General features: G+C 49.1%; 15 protein-coding genes, 1 tRNA gene and 2 pseudogenes. 5 read left to right on the forward strand and 13 right to left on the reverse strand.

All coding sequences use genetic code 11. The features are described 5' to 3' along the window. Window positions 1–113: 113 nt before the first annotated feature. From O71_RS27235 to O71_RS10050, 9 genes and pseudogenes are all read right to left on the reverse strand, one after another. Window positions 114–377, reverse strand: a pseudogene (locus O71_RS27235) (murein L,D-transpeptidase family protein); the annotation flags it as partial. Window positions 378–621: 244 nt separating this feature from the next. Then, window positions 622–792, reverse strand: a pseudogene (locus tag O71_RS22645) (SOS mutagenesis and repair protein UmuC); the annotation flags it as partial. Between the two features lie 16 nt (window positions 793–808). After that, the gene (locus O71_RS10020) at window positions 809–1,528 is read right to left on the reverse strand and encodes a DUF5131 family protein (protein ID WP_007656171.1); all 720 of its coding nucleotides are present in this window, start codon (window positions 1,526–1,528) and stop codon (window positions 809–811) included. An 11-nt stretch (window positions 1,529–1,539) separates the two neighbouring features. Further along, window positions 1,540–2,415, reverse strand: coding sequence for a three-Cys-motif partner protein TcmP (tcmP, locus tag O71_RS21680; RefSeq protein ID WP_007656173.1), 876 nt, complete (start codon window positions 2,413–2,415; stop codon window positions 1,540–1,542). 46 nt (window positions 2,416–2,461) lie between these two features. Next, window positions 2,462–3,595 (reverse strand): three-Cys-motif partner protein TcmP, encoded by a 1,134-nt coding sequence (tcmP, locus tag O71_RS10030; RefSeq protein WP_007656175.1) that lies wholly within the window; start codon window positions 3,593–3,595, stop codon window positions 2,462–2,464. Between the two features lie 178 nt (window positions 3,596–3,773). Continuing rightward, window positions 3,774–4,745: an ADP-ribosylglycohydrolase family protein gene (locus O71_RS10035; protein ID WP_040574108.1), complete on the reverse strand. Its 972-nt coding sequence runs from the start codon at window positions 4,743–4,745 to the stop codon at window positions 3,774–3,776. Window positions 4,746–4,928: 183 nt separating this feature from the next. Then, window positions 4,929–5,735, reverse strand: a complete 807-nt coding sequence (locus tag O71_RS10040; RefSeq protein WP_007656179.1) for a hypothetical protein — start codon at window positions 5,733–5,735, stop codon at window positions 4,929–4,931. A gap of 20 nt (window positions 5,736–5,755) precedes the next feature. After that, window positions 5,756–6,637: a hypothetical protein gene (locus tag O71_RS10045; protein WP_155800768.1), complete on the reverse strand. Its 882-nt coding sequence runs from the start codon at window positions 6,635–6,637 to the stop codon at window positions 5,756–5,758. A gap of 315 nt (window positions 6,638–6,952) precedes the next feature. Continuing rightward, entirely contained in the window at window positions 6,953–7,201 is a 249-nt protein-coding gene (locus O71_RS10050; protein ID WP_007656183.1) for a hypothetical protein, read from the reverse strand. A gap of 291 nt (window positions 7,202–7,492) precedes the next feature. Between O71_RS10050 and O71_RS10060 the strand changes: the two genes are divergently transcribed. From O71_RS10060 to O71_RS25585, 3 genes are all read left to right on the forward strand, one after another. Continuing rightward, complete coding sequence (locus O71_RS10060; protein ID WP_007656187.1) at window positions 7,493–7,867, forward strand: hypothetical protein; 375 nt, start codon at window positions 7,493–7,495, stop codon at window positions 7,865–7,867. Between the two features lie 175 nt (window positions 7,868–8,042). Next, on the forward strand, window positions 8,043–9,599 hold the full coding sequence (locus O71_RS25580; protein WP_237717800.1) for a hypothetical protein: 1,557 nt from the start codon (window positions 8,043–8,045) through the stop codon (window positions 9,597–9,599). Between the two features lie 53 nt (window positions 9,600–9,652). Then, window positions 9,653–11,248, forward strand: coding sequence for a type ISP restriction/modification enzyme (locus O71_RS25585; protein ID WP_237717801.1), 1,596 nt, complete (start codon window positions 9,653–9,655; stop codon window positions 11,246–11,248). Between the two features lie 84 nt (window positions 11,249–11,332). Here the strand turns inward: O71_RS25585 and O71_RS10070 are convergent, their stop codons facing one another. The 3 genes from O71_RS10070 to O71_RS10080 all read right to left on the reverse strand — a co-directional run bounded on the left by O71_RS10070 (window position 11,333) and on the right by O71_RS10080 (window position 12,877). Further along, window positions 11,333–11,722, reverse strand: a complete 390-nt coding sequence (locus O71_RS10070; RefSeq protein WP_007656189.1) for a hypothetical protein — start codon at window positions 11,720–11,722, stop codon at window positions 11,333–11,335. A gap of 291 nt (window positions 11,723–12,013) precedes the next feature. Beyond that, window positions 12,014–12,090 (reverse strand) — tRNA-Arg (locus O71_RS10075). 67 nt (window positions 12,091–12,157) lie between these two features. After that, window positions 12,158–12,877: a TVP38/TMEM64 family protein gene (locus O71_RS10080; RefSeq protein WP_007656191.1), complete on the reverse strand. Its 720-nt coding sequence runs from the start codon at window positions 12,875–12,877 to the stop codon at window positions 12,158–12,160. A gap of 184 nt (window positions 12,878–13,061) precedes the next feature. Between O71_RS10080 and O71_RS10085 the strand changes: the two genes are divergently transcribed. Together O71_RS10085 and O71_RS10090 are read left to right on the forward strand one after the other, a co-directional pair. Further along, on the forward strand, window positions 13,062–14,201 hold the full coding sequence (locus O71_RS10085; RefSeq protein WP_007656192.1) for a cystathionine gamma-synthase: 1,140 nt from the start codon (window positions 13,062–13,064) through the stop codon (window positions 14,199–14,201). Window positions 14,202–14,271: 70 nt separating this feature from the next. Further along, window positions 14,272–14,796, forward strand: a complete 525-nt coding sequence (locus O71_RS10090) for a DUF6141 family protein (protein WP_007656194.1) — start codon at window positions 14,272–14,274, stop codon at window positions 14,794–14,796. Between the two features lie 71 nt (window positions 14,797–14,867). Here the strand turns inward: O71_RS10090 and O71_RS10095 are convergent, their stop codons facing one another. Beyond that, window positions 14,868–15,584 (reverse strand): OmpA family protein, encoded by a 717-nt coding sequence (locus tag O71_RS10095; protein ID WP_007656195.1) that lies wholly within the window; start codon window positions 15,582–15,584, stop codon window positions 14,868–14,870. Window positions 15,585–15,894 lie beyond the last annotated feature (310 nt).

A 15,894-nucleotide genomic window follows, 5' to 3' on the forward strand; every position in this document is an offset into this window, starting at 1 on the left:
GTGCGGAACTCTTCCAGGAACTGGCGCTTGATCTTGTCCAGATCTAAGCCGTTTTTTTCTTCCATGTTTTCTGCGTTAAAGGTAGTACTCTAAAACCTTTGACACAGTTGGCTTTACGCCCTCACCGATACTACTTTGTAAAGCTCGTCAACCTCTTCATCTGTCAGGGCAATACAACCCTGCGTCCAGTCCACCCACCTATGCAGCCGGCCAATGACGCCAGTGCCGTTCCGGAGACCATGAATCTTGATTGCACCTCCCGGTAACTTGCCTAACGTCTTTGCATGGGCAATGTCATTTGCATTAGGATAGGAGATGCCTAGATTCTTGTGGTAGGCACTGTTGGCATTCTTGTCGTTGATAGTATAGCTACCTCGGGGGTTTTCATGTCGCCTTCATACTCTTTGTGTCCATCCGGGTTTTCGGCCTAAGGCGATAGTGTACGTCTTGACCAACTCTCCACTCGCATAGGCCACCAACTTCCTTTGTGATTTGTACACCACTAGTCTATCGATTTCTATGCCGTCTTTCAGTTTGGTTTCCGGTAGATAGTAAACCGCCAATCCAATCAGGGGAATGCAGAGTAGGGTAACTATTGTATTTCGCATTGTCAAAGTTAATCGGTGTACTCATGGGAATATCTAGCGCCTTGGCCTCGTTGCTCCGGGCTACCACGCAGCCATCGTTGTTGCTCAGCACCACCACCGGTTTTCCGTTCAGGGACGGGACGAACACCCTTTCACATGAAGCGTAGAAGTTGTTGCAGTCCAAGAGGGCGAATATCGTAGTCATCGATTCACGTCACTTCTCATGTAATAATGGCCTTATCAGGCATGGCATCATAGGTCTTCCCGTTTAGCTCTCTGCCAGCTGCTTTTTTATTTCTTCCTCCCCACTGCTTGAAGAAGAAAGCTACTCTAGCACTTTCACATTGGGTCTGAATGTCAACCACCCATTCGGCTCTCATGGGTCTGGGGTTTCTGCCGGACTCACCGCCCACTATCACCCAATCAATGTTGTTCAGATTGAGGTTCGGCAGGGGGCCGATAAGAGGCTCCAAAGAAAGGAACTTGACCACTGCGTTGGTTCGCATCAAGTGCTCAATTCTGAACGTTACCGCATCGTCCTCAACCGATACGCCCATCCATATGTTGGGGGTCCAGTTGAGGAAAGGGGACAGTTCCTCTAATCGCTCAGCTCTTTTGGTAAGTATCTGGAAAGTATGCTGCGGGCACTCGTTCATAACTTTGAAAACCTGCTGCACGAAACTCAGCGGCACATCCTCGTGGAACAGGTCGCTCATGCTATTAACGAAAATCACAGACGGCTTCCACTTACGTGGCTGGTCCAACACCTCCGGGTGTACAACCACCTTTTTGAAGCCGCTGCTGTACTTTTCTAGACCCATTGCCTGTAACCTCTTGGTCATCACCTCAGCATAGCAGAACTTGCACCCCTGCGAGATTTTTGTGCACCCGGTAGTTGGGTTCCACGTGGCCTCTGTCCATTCTATACTTGATTCTGCCATAGGTACAATGTTTATCGTATTGAGTACTTCCTGATAATATCATTCGAGATGCGCAGGCCAGCCTTGTTATTGCTTGCACAGATGAAATGATATAAAGTGTTTCTGTTCTTGCTTCTCATCACGTAAGGCTTGCTCACGTGTTCCCAAACCTTTCCAAGCTGCTGCGAATATAGCTCCGCTATCTTGTTAATACTATCGTCCTGCTTCTGCAACTGCGTAATCTCATCCCCAAAGAGAGACATCGTTGTTGACGTTCTGTAAAATTGCTTCCTTATCTCGGCTTCATCCAATCCAAGGAAACGCTCCAATCTCCCCATCCATGCCTCTGAAATGTTGCCATCCGCAGTGAGCAACCTATTGGCGGCAACGCCAGATGGCAGCAGAACCCACAGGTCTATGCCAAGCCCGGCACATGCTTCCAGCGACTCCCAATCCAGCGCCATACCAAACGGGTCTATAAATGCCAAGGCCCTGTGGCCGGGGTTCTTTCTTAAAAAATCCGCCAAGTCCTTCAACTTCAAGTTGCAGTCGTCAGATACGCAGTAAATGCTCTTATCCGGGAACCTCGTTCTCAGTGATGTTTTGAGCGTGCTGCATTTAGTGCTGTCCAGCTCGACCAAGTAATATATGTCGAACTGCTTTGGGTGGTCGATGTTCAGAACCTTTGTCGCAACCCCCTCAATCAATGTGTCCGTAAGTCCAAAGTCAAGCTTAGGGCTTTCCGAGGGCGATGTCTCAATCGTCCCGCAACCGGCAAATCCATCGAAGTAAACCAGCTCAAAATCATACTTGTTCATGATGGTGAGATAGGCATTCAGGTATTCCATGAAGATGTTAATCTTCTTCTGAGTCCACGCACCACCAAACTTGTTGTAGCCTTGTGCCATAAATATAAACGATTAATTGCTAATAATGTTAGTTGTGCTAAATATTTTAGTCGAATTGAATAATTGAGGTGTAGGTGATTTTTCCCGCTGGCCCTCCCTTTTTAGCATCCCGGATGTCCACCAGTCCCCGCTCCCGGAGAAGGCGGAATGCCTCCTTGTAGTTCTCTTTGATATAGTTGGTACCGATGTTATGATTTTCAAACACCTCATTGATTGAGCAGAGGTTATATAAGCTCTTCTTTCTATAAAGGTCTTCGGTGAGATTAATGACAGAGTGGGGCAGATACCTGTGGTAGTCAGGTACTAAGAGGCGCAGTCGCTTCTGATTGGCCCCGAACAAGGGTACACCGTCTTCTTGGAAGTCACTGTATTTAGTCATGATTTCCTTTATTCTCATGTAGGCGATGCGGGCCTTGGTGACAAAGACTAAGTAGTGGCTCGTCTGGTTACGGTGCGGGAAGTTTATCTTGAACTTAAAGGTCAGGTAGTTCCTCTCCCGGAAGATATTTTCAAAGGAGTCGATGATGAAGGTCTCTCGTTTCTTAGGCTTCTTTTCTCGCTTATAATATTCTCTAATGTCATTAATGCGGTCTCCGAAGATTTCCTTCATCAGGTCGCTAACGTTATCATTGAGTACTGCTGACCGTATCCTGTTCACGTTGAAGAGCATGAACAGGTCAGAACCCCAGTTCTTGACGGACTGCAAGAGCATTTCCTGTGAGAAGCTGTAGCCGAAAGGGTCTATGAAGGTCAGGGAGGGATTACTGTTGTTGAGCAGGTTCACCAGTAGACGCTGGTTTGCCTTTTCGTTCAACACCAGCGGGGCGTGGTGCAACTCCTCGTAGAATGGCAGCGAACTCAGGTTAGCTTTTAGCTTCTCCACTACTGACTTGGTTGAGTCGTTGAAGAAGGTTTTGACGCTCATGTTCAGGTCTATTCTTTCACCCGAGCTTTTATGAATGCTCTCTAAAATCTTGATAGGGGTTGAAGGCTGGCCATCTTCGTAGTAACCCGGCCCTGAGTACAAGTCCACATACAGCACCGTATTAATCCTTTTGAACTTCTGGCCATACAGCAAGATTCCGCACCAAGCTTTGAAGTACTTATTCAGTATCTCGGACTTAATCTCAGACGTGTTTCTCTTCTCTTTGAAGAAGCATTCGGGGTTGATAGAAGCCACTTGATTGAAGTGTGAGTGAATGTAGAATTTTTCTTTTTAAATATATGAAATTTTGTTTGTAGGTTAATGGGGTGTAGGAATAATTATGTGGATAGGTTGCGGTAGTAAGGGGACATGGCCAAGAAGGGCTGGTATAGGTGGCCGTGCGGACGAACCACCTAACTTGGCTTTAATTAGGTTACCCTTGGCAGAGCGAAGCAGCCAGTCTCGCAGCCAGTGCCTCAATGTCCTGCCTTCTCGCTAGATGGGCTAGCCAGTCGGCTGGTATTTCCTCCTTACTCGTCAGCAGCAATCCCTGTAGCCCGCTGGCTACTGCGGAAACTGTATCTGTGTCGGACCCGAGACGGATACAGTTCTCTGCCACAGCCTCCAACGTGTCGCAGTTGAGCAGGCAGTAGAGGGCCGCCTCTAGAGTCTCCACGACATACCCACCGCTGTATATCTCGGACATGGCCAGCTCGTAAATTCTACCATCAAGGATTCTATTGAAGTGCTGCATCTCGTCTTCCGGGACACGCAGGTATAATAAGTGGTCCCGGACGATTTTGTTGGACTGCCAGTAGGCTTCGAACTTGTCCTTCCCATCAAGCAGGAGTTTGGCATATTCTAGGTAATAGAAGCAGGCGGTTGTACAGGTCTGCGTGGCGTGCGTGATGGCGCTGACCTCCCTTGTCAGTTCATACCGCTCATGGATGGGAATGTCTTTGATGTATGTGTAGAAAACGAGCGGGAGCACCCTCATAAGGCTCCCATTCCCCTTGGAGTGCTCGTGGCTCAATCCAGAATCGAGAGGGCTGACGCCCTGTAGCATCTTCAAGATGGCCTCCCGGGTGACACCCCCAATATCGAAGACGGTCGCATAGTCCGCAGCCCAGTGCCCCTCGGTAAACCAAAGGCAGAACTGCCGTCCAATGTCCCGGATGTCATATCCAAAGCACAGGGAGTCGGCAAGGCAGAGCGTCAAGCACGTATCATCTGAGTATACACCGGCAGGCTGGCCATGCGTGCCCCCTCCAACCATCATGGTCACGCATTCCACGGTCTGTAGCTCAGCCCTGCTCTTGAACTCGTAAACCGTGCCCAAGGCATCTGCGCAGGCAAGGCTCAGCAAGGCGCTCTCTATGGTGCTGCGTAGTTCTTCATGTTTCATACCTAAAGTTACAAAGAGTATCCCACCTTGGGAGGGACTAGTGTTGAAATAATATTCCCATATGGAGGATACTTCCCGAGCACGGGGCAATATCACTGTAGAATCAAATGGACAGAGCATCAAGGGCACCATGCTGTAGGGTCCAGACAGGCCTTGGGAGGTCCTACAGAAGAATCCAGTCAATCAACTGTGCTTTTTGAACCGCTCGTCCAATTGTCTCAACCTTTCCGCTACGTGGGGCGGCACTTCTGGCGCTTTCTCTAACCCATAACCATCCATGAGCTTGGAGAGGGTAATGGGCTTGACGCACGCCTTCTCTGTGACTGCAACTCGGCTGGGCTGGGCCATCGGGAATATATCATTAGCTACCTCCACGGTTCCTCCATCGTAGGAAAGTGTAGGAGCCGGTAAACCTAGTGTTTTAAAGGTATCCTCAATGATGAATTTGACCAGCGGCACATCGGAGGATTTCAACAAGTAGCTGTCATGGATGGTGGTGAAAGGGGCAGTTCCCTGCTCCACGGCTGTCACAGCCACAAGGTCAATCAATATTCGAGCTTCCAAACGCTGCAACAGGTAGGGGATGGAGTATATTTTGTTTACACTCTCACGCTCACCCGCAGCGGTATTGACAAACTCGCACGCTTTCACAACGCCCGGGTAGTGCTCTTGTAGGAGTGCCTTTGACTTCTGACATTGTCCCTTCCTGCTGAACAATGTCCTAAAACAGATGTCCTTCACCCTCTTCTTCTTGAACTTCTTGTTGTGCTTGCGCTCTAGGCTGGCGGCTAGCATGCCGTAAAGTTCACCAGATATCGCCCCATCAATGAACTCCTTGACGTCCGGCTTCGTGTGGTATGCCTCTCGGAGCAGGTGATGCACCTTCTGTAGCTTCTTTGGGTTCATGCCCGGTGCGAGTACCTTCATGACCTGCTCAGGGAACAGAACCATGCAAGCGAAGAAGTAGAACTGGCTGTTCTTCACGTCCATCTCCACTGCATGCTCACCATCTATTCTGACATAGCTCCGAATGATTTTCTTGTTGTTGGTGAATATGGAATGGAAGCGTTCTCCTTTAAAATCTCGGGGTGTGACATAAATGTCCCCTGATGCCAACCTGTCGCTTGCGTGGAGGTGTTTCTGTAAGCTTCTGTCGGACCTGAACTTCTTGTGATTCCGCAGGCACCATGACGTGAAGCCATCCGCATCGAATGTTGCTGCGAGGCGGTACACGTTATCCACCAGTTGCTGCCGTCCCTTCTCTCGTAGCTGTTGCTGCCGTCTTTCTTCCTTTGCCTTGAGGCCTTCACCAGCATCTTGTCAGTGGCGTATTCGACCCGGTGGTATTTCCGAACATCGGTAGCACACGTGATGAGTCGCTGCTGGAACCTGTAGTACTTGCTGTGCCGCCCGTTGAAGTAAAAGTCCGTAGCACCGTTAGATGAGTAGCAGGTGATATATCTGGCGCTCTGGAAAAACTCTAGGTAGCGCTTGTAGTCGCTTCCCACCCAGTTCGACAGGTCGCTAGAAGGGACGCCCACGTAGCCCATTGAATGCAGCCTGCTGTTGTCCTTGTTGGTGACCTTCCTGATGGACTTGTTTATCAGCAGGGTGGACAAGGCGAGCGCCCGGTCTATTTCGAACTTGGTGCCGGTGCTGGGCCAGTGTGTTGCCGAGTCCGCCTCTACCTGCGCTACGGTGAGGTTAATAGGCAGGTATGCATGGCTCCGCCACCGTTCTGGGTGTGCTGCCTTGATAGCGGCCAGTCTCTCTCTGTCGGTCTTGCCCTTCGTCTGCCCCACGGTGCTCTCCCTGATGGGCTTCACAAGCCACTTCTGTGTCCGAGCGTTCCAGTACATCTTACATATCGGGCATCTCTCTCCGTGTCTCATTTGTCATTCTCTAATGTTGGTTCTACCATTGTAGAATCGGGAACACCGAAAGTTTTATTCCAGTGAATATTTTTTTTGAGACCACGCTGGTATACCATGGAAGGGCCTACAGTATATAGCGATACAAATAACCTCCTCTCTCCCAAAAAAATCCTAGACATCTTTGATAGTGTAATGTCGGATACTGGATGAAATAGACTGGGTACAAAATAATGAGGAATGGAGTAACCTTTCAACATGGTGAGCACACGTCAGTGGTGCTCACACCAAGTGTGTACCATAAGGGGAGGAGTTTGTATATGCATGAAGACAATCCTATTTCTGGCTGGACTTCTTGTCTTTGAACATGCTCAGAAGGTCTTCAAAGAAATCATCATCCACTTCCCTGCTTACTGTAGGTGATGTCCTCAGGGAGGAGGACTGGACCCCTGTATCCGGGTGTTGTTTTTCCTGTCGACCCTCAAATATTTTATCTATTACTGCGAGTATAATCTCTTTTAGGTCCTCGCCTTCGAATGTCACTGTGACCTTGGCGTTCTTGCTGTTGTCTCTCGCTGCTTCCATTACATAGTTTATTTTTTATTCCCACATAAACTGGGGGTGTAGTTATATATTTATTCCCACATGCTGAAACCGGAAACTGGTAGAAAAACAGGTGGAAAAAATTATATATAATAGAAATGAACAGCATCTCATGAGTAAATATCAGAGTGTGAAATGCAAAAGAGAAACGTGGTCCACAATCACAGAGGCGGTCCATATCCTACGTGACCACGGCTACTATCTCAAAAAAAACGAAATAGTTGACTTGGCCCTCCGGAAACTTGTTACAGCGATAAAACGGATGGAGAAGCGATGATAAACATGGACTACTTGTATCAGCGTGGAAGCTTCTGTTATACCCAACAAATAGGAGGGAAAGAATATTACGTGACGCTTGCGCTGGGGCTTAACGATATCAGGCCAGCGTATATCTACATGTTGTCCATGAAAGACCTGCCGGAGCGCATACCCGTTATGGTTGAGCAATGTATAAAACCAAATGGTGCTGGTCAGGCGGATGTGTGTGTAATCGAATACCTTGCTGAGGATGGCGTAACGATAATGCAATTGAAGCACCTCGACATCACCGTTGAGGAGCTTCATACCCAAGAACCAGAGAGCGTCTATGCTGGCATTCCCTTGTTGACTTACGACCAGTTCATGCAGGTGCTGGAACATAAGCAGTAACGACCGGGGCGGTACAATTATCCGGGTTGCGAAAAAAATATTCTTACATTAACTGAGCCTTCTGGTAAGCTGCAATGGTCATATAAATTATTCCTATATTGCATTGATGGCATAATCTGTAAGCCATTGTTGACCGCTCGTGCAGTCAACAGGGCATCACTGCAAATAGGAATCCATGACACTCCACGATTACATCAACATACTCAATACACGTTTCAGGACAGGCATTTCCAGAGAACACAGCTATAGGGGAGACCTTCAAACTTTAATCTCCACCATGGTCCCCGATGTACTGGTAACCAACGAGCCAGCCCGTGTGGCGTGCGGTGCGCCTGATTACATCATTACAAAGAAGGATATCCCAATGGGTTACATCGAGGCGAAGGACATAGGCGTACCGCTGAATAGCAAGAGCTTAAAGGAACAGTTCGAACGCTACCGAGCCTCGCTGGACAACCTAATCATCACCGATTATCTGGACTTCCATTTGTACATCGAAGGAGAGTTCAAAACGTCATTGCGCATTGCGGAGGTACGAGACGGACAGATTCACCCGGTGCCTGCTAACTTCGCTATGTTCGAGAACCTGATGAAGGATTTCTGCACCTTCAACGGCCAGACCATAAAAAGTTCTAGGAAGCTAGCAGAGATGATGGCTGGCAAGGCACGTATGCTCGCTGAGGTGATTGAGAAAGCGCTGAGCAGTGATGATGTGAATCACGAGAACAGCACCCTCCAAGACCAAATGGATGCCTTCAAGATGGTTCTCATGCATGATATCAAAGCGAGAGAGTTCGCTGACATATATGCCCAAACCATTGCTTACGGCATGTTCGCTGCGAGGCTCCACGACCCGACCCTACCTACCTTCACCCGTCAGGAAGCGGCACAACTCATTCCGAAGACGAACCCATTTCTGCGGACCCTCTTCCAGTACATCGCTGGCTACGACCTTGATAGCCGCATCACATGGATTGTGGACGGGCTGGCAGACCTTTTCCGTGCTACTGACGTGGGGGCACTATTGAAGAACTTCGGGAAGGCCACGCAAACTCACGACCCTATCATTCACTTCTATGAGACCTTCTTGGCCGAGTACGACCCGAAGCTGCGTAAGGCACGTGGCGTGTGGTATACGCCAGAGCCTGTCGTTAATTTCATAGTTCGTGCCGTTGACGACATTTTGAAATCGGAGTTCGACCTGCCGCAGGGCTTGGCAGACACCTCCAAGACAAACGTGACACTGAAAGTGCCCACGCACGACAAGCGATTCAAAGCAGGCCAGCGGGAGTACGAGCAGGAGGTGCATAAGGTGCAGATACTTGACCCAGCCACGGGCACCGGCACGTTCTTAGCTGAGGTTGTGAAGCACGTCCACAGTCGATTCAAAGGGCAGCAGGGCATTTGGAGCAACTATGTGGAGAACCATCTAATACCACGTCTGAACGGCTTCGAGTTGTTGATGGCGTCCTATGCGATGGCGCACCTTAAACTGGACTTGCTGCTGTCAGAGACGGGCTACAAGCCCACAAGAGACCAGCGATTTCGGGTCTACCTGACCAACAGCTTGGAGGAGCACCACCCCGATACTGGGTCTTTGTTCGCCACCGCTTTGGCCAACGAGGCGAACGAGGCCAATCATATCAAGCGGGATACTCCTGTTATGGTTGTAGTCGGAAACCTCCCTACTCCGGTATATCTTCTAACAATGGCCAGTGGATCAGCGGGCTAATTGATGACTATAAGTATGTTGACGGAGTGCACTTCAATGAGCGGAAGCACTGGTTGAACGATGACTATGTGAAGTTCATTCGGTATGGCCAGCACTTCGTGGAAAGGAACGGTACGGGTGTATTGGCTTTCATCAACCCGCACGGGTTCTTGGACAACCCCACGTTCAGGGGGATGCGGTGGCACCTGCTCAGAACCTTCGATTCAATCTATACCATCGACCTGCATGGAAATAGCAAGAAGAAGGAGACCGCACCAGACGGTAGTGAGGACCAGAACGTCTTTGACATCATGCAGGGGGTATCCATCAACTTCTTTATCAAGACCGGGAAGAAGAAAGATGCCGAGCTAGGAAGGGTATACCATGCCGATTTGTATGGAAAGCGAGAGTTCAAGTACAGGTTCCTTTCTCAGAACACTTTGAAGACGGTTAATTTTACGGAACTCAAACCGGGTAAACCTTTTCTATTCTTCGTACCCAAGAATGATAGTGGGAAAGGAGAATATGAGGAAGGGTTTAAAATCGATGACCTATTCGGAGTCAATGTTACGGGTATAGTAACTGCAAGGGATTCACTCGTGATAAGTAATGACAGAGATGAGCTTCTGCGTAGGATTCAGCGCTTTACTGATTTCAATTACACTGACTCCGAAACAAGGAATCATTTTTTTGGTGGTAAGAAGTCGGGTAAATACCCAGCGGGAGATTCAAGAAGTTGGTCTCTATCAGCGGCTAGGCGGAAAATAAAGGACAACGACCACTTGGCGTTTATCAGAAGCATCTCCTACAGGCCATTCGATACAAGGAGCATATACTACTCGACTGATATGGTAGACTGGGGAAGAGAAAAATACATGCAGCACTTCTTAAAAGGCGATAACGTTGGTCTTGTGATACCGAAAATCAATAAGGAGGACAACTGCTTTTTTATAGCAGACAAAATCATTGCTCACAAGCTGTGTAGCGCCTACGACTCCAACTCTATATTTCCGCTCTATCTATACCCGGAGGAAACAGGACAGATAACAATTGGTGACCCTTCTGCGAGCCGAACACCAAACCTGAACAAGAAGCTGGTGCAGCAGATTGCAGATAGAGTGGGTTTGAAGTTCGTCCCGGAGCGGGAGGAAACCCACGACAAGTTCTCACCACTAGACCTGCTCGACTACATATACGCTGTCTTGCATAGCCCATCATACCGAGAGAAGTACAGGGAGTTCCTCAAAGTGGATTTCCCACGTGTGCCCTTCCCAGCTGGACCCGATTCGTTCTGGAAGCTCGTGGAACTTGGAGGGGAGCTTCGGCAGGTACATCTTCTAGAAAGCAGGGTGGTGGGAGAGTACATAACCCAGTACCCGGAGGATGGAAGTAATCTGGTGGAGAAATTACAGTACGTGGATGGAAACGTCTACATCAACGATACGCAGTACTTTGCCAACGTACCGCAGGTGGTCTGGGAGTTCTACATCGGTGGCTACCAACCGGCTCAAAAATGGCTGAAAGACCGTAAAGGCCGAGAGTTGAGCTTTGAAGATATCCTGCACTACCAGAAAATCATTGTCGCCCTACACGAGACGGATAGGCTCATTAAGGAGGTTGATAAGGTTGGGGTAGAGAAGGCGCAGGATGTAGAGGAAGTCGATAGGTAGCGCATCTTTGTAAATCTAAACGCAAGTAAAGTAAAGGTTTCTGTATCTCGCAGTGAGCACGGACTGGTGAGCATATTCCATATATTAGTGATAGCGCTTATACTCGCTGAATTGAGTTTCTATCTGCTTGGAAGATGCATCTATGGGTTCTTTGCTTGTTAGCATTCTTATCTCAATCTCTAATGAACTGAGCATATGTACTGGCACCTGTTGTACAGGTACATCAAGGGGCGAGAGTTGCTCTGACAAACATGCAGTGAATATGCAGACTTCTTGTTTTGAATGAATGCTCTGTTGTAACATGTCGACTATGGCTTCACCGAAGCCGAACATAGAAAAGACATAATTATAGTATGGCTCACCACTCACCACTACACGTAATGAGATTTCAAAATCAATGTTCCTATAGGTCGTTACATAAGTACAACTACCGAACTGGTGAAGGAAATCTATGGCATCAAGGTGTTCCTGCATGTTAGAGTTTTCCTTATATATCCTAGGTAGGGCCGCTCTTTTGGGTTAATAACCGTGAAGGGGGTAATGCGATAAATACATACGCAGCGTGTATACATTGATTCGCTCGACACTACAGCGTCTGAGAGTAGAGGAGGGGTTTGGATGTAGAAATATTTTTTACAAAATGTACAGACTGTAAAATGTAACGATTAAGCGAGGCGGTGAATGGGAGGTTGTGGTGAATTTCTGTGGTGAATAGGCACAAAAAAACCGCTAAGTTGTTGATTCTTAGCGGTTAATCTTGTAAAGTGGTGGTCGCGAAGGGAGTCGAACCCCTAACCTTCTGATTCGTAGTCAGATGCTCTATCCAGTTGAGCTACGTGACCATTCCGTTATTGTGATGCAAAGTAAAGGCCTTTTTTCTTGCAATGCAAGCCCCAAAGCGAATTTTTCTCAATTTTTTGCCGTCGCTTTCCGCAGCGCCCGCTTCAGGGCATGGTCAAAAATGAAGTACAGCCCGCCTATCGAAATGATAATCAGGGATATCATAAGCAACTGGCTGCCTTTGTTGCTGCCGGGGTCTTGCAATAATTTTATGACATCACTGGCCTGTGTACCTACCCAAAAGAAGAAAAGCGTACGCGGCAGCATGCCAACCATACTAGCCAGGAAAAATTTCACCTTGTCCACCTGCAACAGCGAGAGGACAAAATTCATAAGCGCAAAGGGTAGCACGGGCGATATACGGGTCAGAAAGATCAGGCTCCAACTCTGGTCGCGCAATTCCTGCATCAGGTACATCGTTTTCTCAAATCGATTTAGGAAAGACATCATTTTGCCGTGGTCGATGAGCCGGGCCAAGGTATAGCCGATGAGTGAAGCAATGCCATACGAAACCACCACACCTGCAAAGCCAGGCCAACCGAGGTAGAAGCCGCTCACCAGTGCTACAAAAGTAGTCGGGGTCAGGGCGAGCGACATGGTAATGGAGATCACGACAAAGTAGAGGAGCATCTGCGGCCAGCTCAGGTCTTGTAGCAGGGTTTCATTCTGGTACAGGTATACGGCAGCTGATGAACTCACCACTAGCGGAACTACGACCAGCAACAGCATGGAAATAAACGAAGGCGCGTTTTCCCGTATAAAAGTCCGCAGCATGGACAGTTTAGGCATAACAGGTGTTTTGGTCAAAGATAAAGCCTTTCAGGCAAGGATTTGCTGAAGGTATACGTAGATAGCGGTACGGGCAACAAAATTTAAAGATATGTGCCAGGCAGCGTGAAGCTTCCTGGCGCCATCCAACTCCCGAAAGGTAAAATTACTAACTTGCAACAAGCCATTATCAAAAAATAAACCTATGAAATTTGGAACAAAAGCTATACATGCCGGTGTGGAGCCGGACCCAAGCACGGGCGCTATCATGACACCCATTTACCAGACCTCTACCTACGTGCAGAAGTCGCCGGGTGACCATAAAGGCTACGAGTACTCCCGCACCCACAACCCGACACGGACGGCTCTGCAAAATGCCCTGGCTGAGCTCGAGAACGGCAAGCATGGCCTTTGCTTCGCTTCAGGTATGGCTGCCATCGATGCCATTATCAAAATGCTGAAGCCGGGTGACGAGGTGATCTCCACCAACGACCTGTATGGCGGCAGCTACCGCATCTTCACCAAAATATTTCAGAACTACGGCATTAAATTCCACTTCACTGACATGAGCGACCTGAGTAAGGTAGAGGCGCTGGTGAACGAGAATACCCGCATGATCTGGGTAGAGACGCCCACCAACCCGCTGCTCAACATCATCGATATCAAAGGCTGCGCTGCCATCTCCAAAAAGCACAACCTGCTGCTGGTGGCCGACAACACCTTCGCGACTCCATACCTGCAGAACCCACTCGACCTGGGGGCTGACATTGTGATGCACTCGCTAACCAAGTACATGGCGGGCCACTCCGACGTAGTGATGGGTGCCGTGATCGTGAAGGACGACGAGCTGCACGAGAAGCTGGCCTTCATCCAGAATGCCTGCGGCGGCACGCCTGGCCCTCAGGACTGCTTTCTGGTACTGCGCGGCATCAAGACGCTGCACATCCGCATGGAGCGCCACTGCGAAAATGGCCGTGCTGTAGCGCAGTATCTCATAAATCACCCGAAGGTGGAGAAAGTGCTGTGGCCTGGCTTGCCGGATCATCCGAGCCACCAGATAGCCAAAGAGCAGATGCGATCCTATGGCGGTATGGTTTCGTTTGCGCTGAAGGGTGACAGGATGGAAGATGCAATCGCTACACTGGAGCGCTTCAGGTACTTCTCGCTGGCAGAGTCTCTGGGCGGCGTGGAGTCGCTCTGTGGCCACCCGGCCTCTATGACCCATGCCAGCATACCCAGTGCTGAGCGGCTGAAAGCGGGCCTGAGTGACTCGCTGATTCGCCTGAGCGTAGGTATAGAGGACATTGAAGATCTGCTGGCGGATCTGGAGCAGGCCATTGGTTAATTAGTATTCAGAAACAGACAGGTATAGCCGTTCCGCTCACCCGTGGGGCGGCTATTTGCATCAGGTATAGATGGAAGAGCAACGCATCTTGTTCCGGGAAAAACAGCGTTTTAAGCAGTTCTGGCTGTGGGCACTTATACTAGGTATAGCAGCTGTCTTTTGGGCAGGCTTTGTTTACCAGGTAGTGCTGGGTGGCGCCTTCGGCAACAGGCCTGTCACGGATATACAGCTGAGTCTGATGCTGGCGCTGATCAGCTTCGGGCTCCCTTTCTTTTTCTATTACATGACCCTGACGACAGAAGTGTTGCCAGGTATGCTACAAGTGCGTTTCCGCCCTTTTCATCTGAAGCCTGTCCGTATACCTTTGCACACCGTGCGCGACTTTGAGAGAGTAACCTATAACCCGATTGGGGAATACGGCGGCTGGGGAATCCGATGGGGAGCAAAGGGTAAGGCCTACAGCACGTCGGGCAGGGAAGGGATATTGTTACGCTTTTACAATACACAGCCGCTCCTGATCGGCTCTCAGCGGTCAAAGGAGCTATTCCAGGCCATAGAGCAGGGCAAGGCCTCAGGCAAAGGTATAGCCGGGTAGATAAGTAGAGGTATAAAAAAGGCCGATAATCAAATTGAGTAGCGGCCTTTTCTGATTATAAGGTATAGGGATTACTTCATCGACTGGATGCCCAGTATCTTGTAAATCTCAGTAAAGTCAGGTGTCAGGATGATCTCTGTACGGCGGTTCTTGGCTTTTGCAGTAGCGGAACGGCCTGTGTCAACCGGCTGGAAATAAGCACGGCCGGCTGGCGTGATGCGGTCAGGTGACAGGCCACGCTGCGCCATCAGGCGGGTGATCTCTGTGGCACGCAGTACGCTCAGGTCCCAGTTGTCGGCGATGTCCTTTGTGCCCGGTCTTACCTCCACGTCATCGGTGTGGCCTTCTACCATCACGCCTACGCTCTGATTTTTCTTCAGCACGTCTACCAGCTGATCCAGGGCCTGTTTGCCGGTGTTGTTCACTTTGGTGCTGCCTGTAGCAAAAAGCAGTTTGTCAGACATCGAAACGTATACCTTGCCATCTTTGATGTTCACGCTCAGGTCACCCTGGTTGAAACCAGAAAGCGCACCGTTCACTTCATTGCGCAGGTTGTCCAGCACTTTTTTCTGGTCATTCATGGCACGCTCTAATTCGGCCAGTTTCTGCTCACGCTCTCGCAGCGTGCTGCTCAGTTCTTTTTCCTTGTCACGGCTGGCTGCCTGCTCGCGCTCCAAAGCCTCTTTGCTGGCTTTCAGCTCGTCGTACTTTTTGGAGGAAACGCAGGAAGACATCAGGGCGCCGCATAGTAGCAGTGATAGAGATGCTTTTGTGAAATTAGATTTCATGTGTGTTTGATTGTTGTTTGTGTTGTTTGTAATTGATTTTTACTGGCAACTATGGGACAAAACGAAAAATGCCGCTTCTAAAGTATAGCTGATCTTAAATTTCCCCCTTCGACAGCTTCAGTTTAAAAGCAAATATTGTGCTAAATCTATATATTCTGAGCAGCTTGCTCATAAATATTTTTTCGGGGAGTTTTTGTGCGCAGAAGAGAGTGATGAAGGGCTTTGGATACAGAATAGGACAAGATATGAGCCTCAGCACAAGGCAGGGACAGGTATAAAAAGAGAGGCAGCCAGAACGCTGGCTGCCTCT

Source organism: Pontibacter sp. BAB1700 (genome assembly GCF_000277005.1).
GTDB classification, from domain to species: domain Bacteria; phylum Bacteroidota; class Bacteroidia; order Cytophagales; family Hymenobacteraceae; genus Pontibacter; species Pontibacter lucknowensis.

Bases quoted from the DNA above. Each gene is read 5' to 3' on its own strand.
- O71_RS10085 (WP_007656192.1), top strand. From the start codon at position 13,062: ATGAAATTTGGAACAAAAGCTATACATGCCGGTGTGGAGCCGGACCCA.
- O71_RS10080 (WP_007656191.1), bottom strand. From the start codon at position 12,877: ATGCCTAAACTGTCCATGCTGCGGACTTTTATACGGGAAAACGCGCCT.
- O71_RS10050 (WP_007656183.1), bottom strand. From the start codon at position 7,201: ATGGAAGCAGCGAGAGACAACAGCAAGAACGCCAAGGTCACAGTGACA.
- tcmP (WP_007656173.1), bottom strand. From the start codon at position 2,415: ATGGCACAAGGCTACAACAAGTTTGGTGGTGCGTGGACTCAGAAGAAG.
- O71_RS10035 (WP_040574108.1), bottom strand. From the start codon at position 4,745: ATGAAACATGAAGAACTACGCAGCACCATAGAGAGCGCCTTGCTGAGC.
- O71_RS10045 (WP_155800768.1), bottom strand. From the start codon at position 6,637: ATGAGACACGGAGAGAGATGCCCGATATGTAAGATGTACTGGAACGCT.
- O71_RS10020 (WP_007656171.1), bottom strand. From the start codon at position 1,528: ATGGCAGAATCAAGTATAGAATGGACAGAGGCCACGTGGAACCCAACT.
- O71_RS10060 (WP_007656187.1), top strand. From the start codon at position 7,493: ATGATAAACATGGACTACTTGTATCAGCGTGGAAGCTTCTGTTATACC.
- O71_RS10070 (WP_007656189.1), bottom strand. From the start codon at position 11,722: ATGCAGGAACACCTTGATGCCATAGATTTCCTTCACCAGTTCGGTAGT.
- O71_RS10095 (WP_007656195.1), bottom strand. From the start codon at position 15,584: ATGAAATCTAATTTCACAAAAGCATCTCTATCACTGCTACTATGCGGC.
- O71_RS10040 (WP_007656179.1), bottom strand. From the start codon at position 5,735: ATGGACGTGAAGAACAGCCAGTTCTACTTCTTCGCTTGCATGGTTCTG.
- O71_RS10090 (WP_007656194.1), top strand. From the start codon at position 14,272: ATGGAAGAGCAACGCATCTTGTTCCGGGAAAAACAGCGTTTTAAGCAG.
- O71_RS25580 (WP_237717800.1), top strand. From the start codon at position 8,043: ATGACACTCCACGATTACATCAACATACTCAATACACGTTTCAGGACA.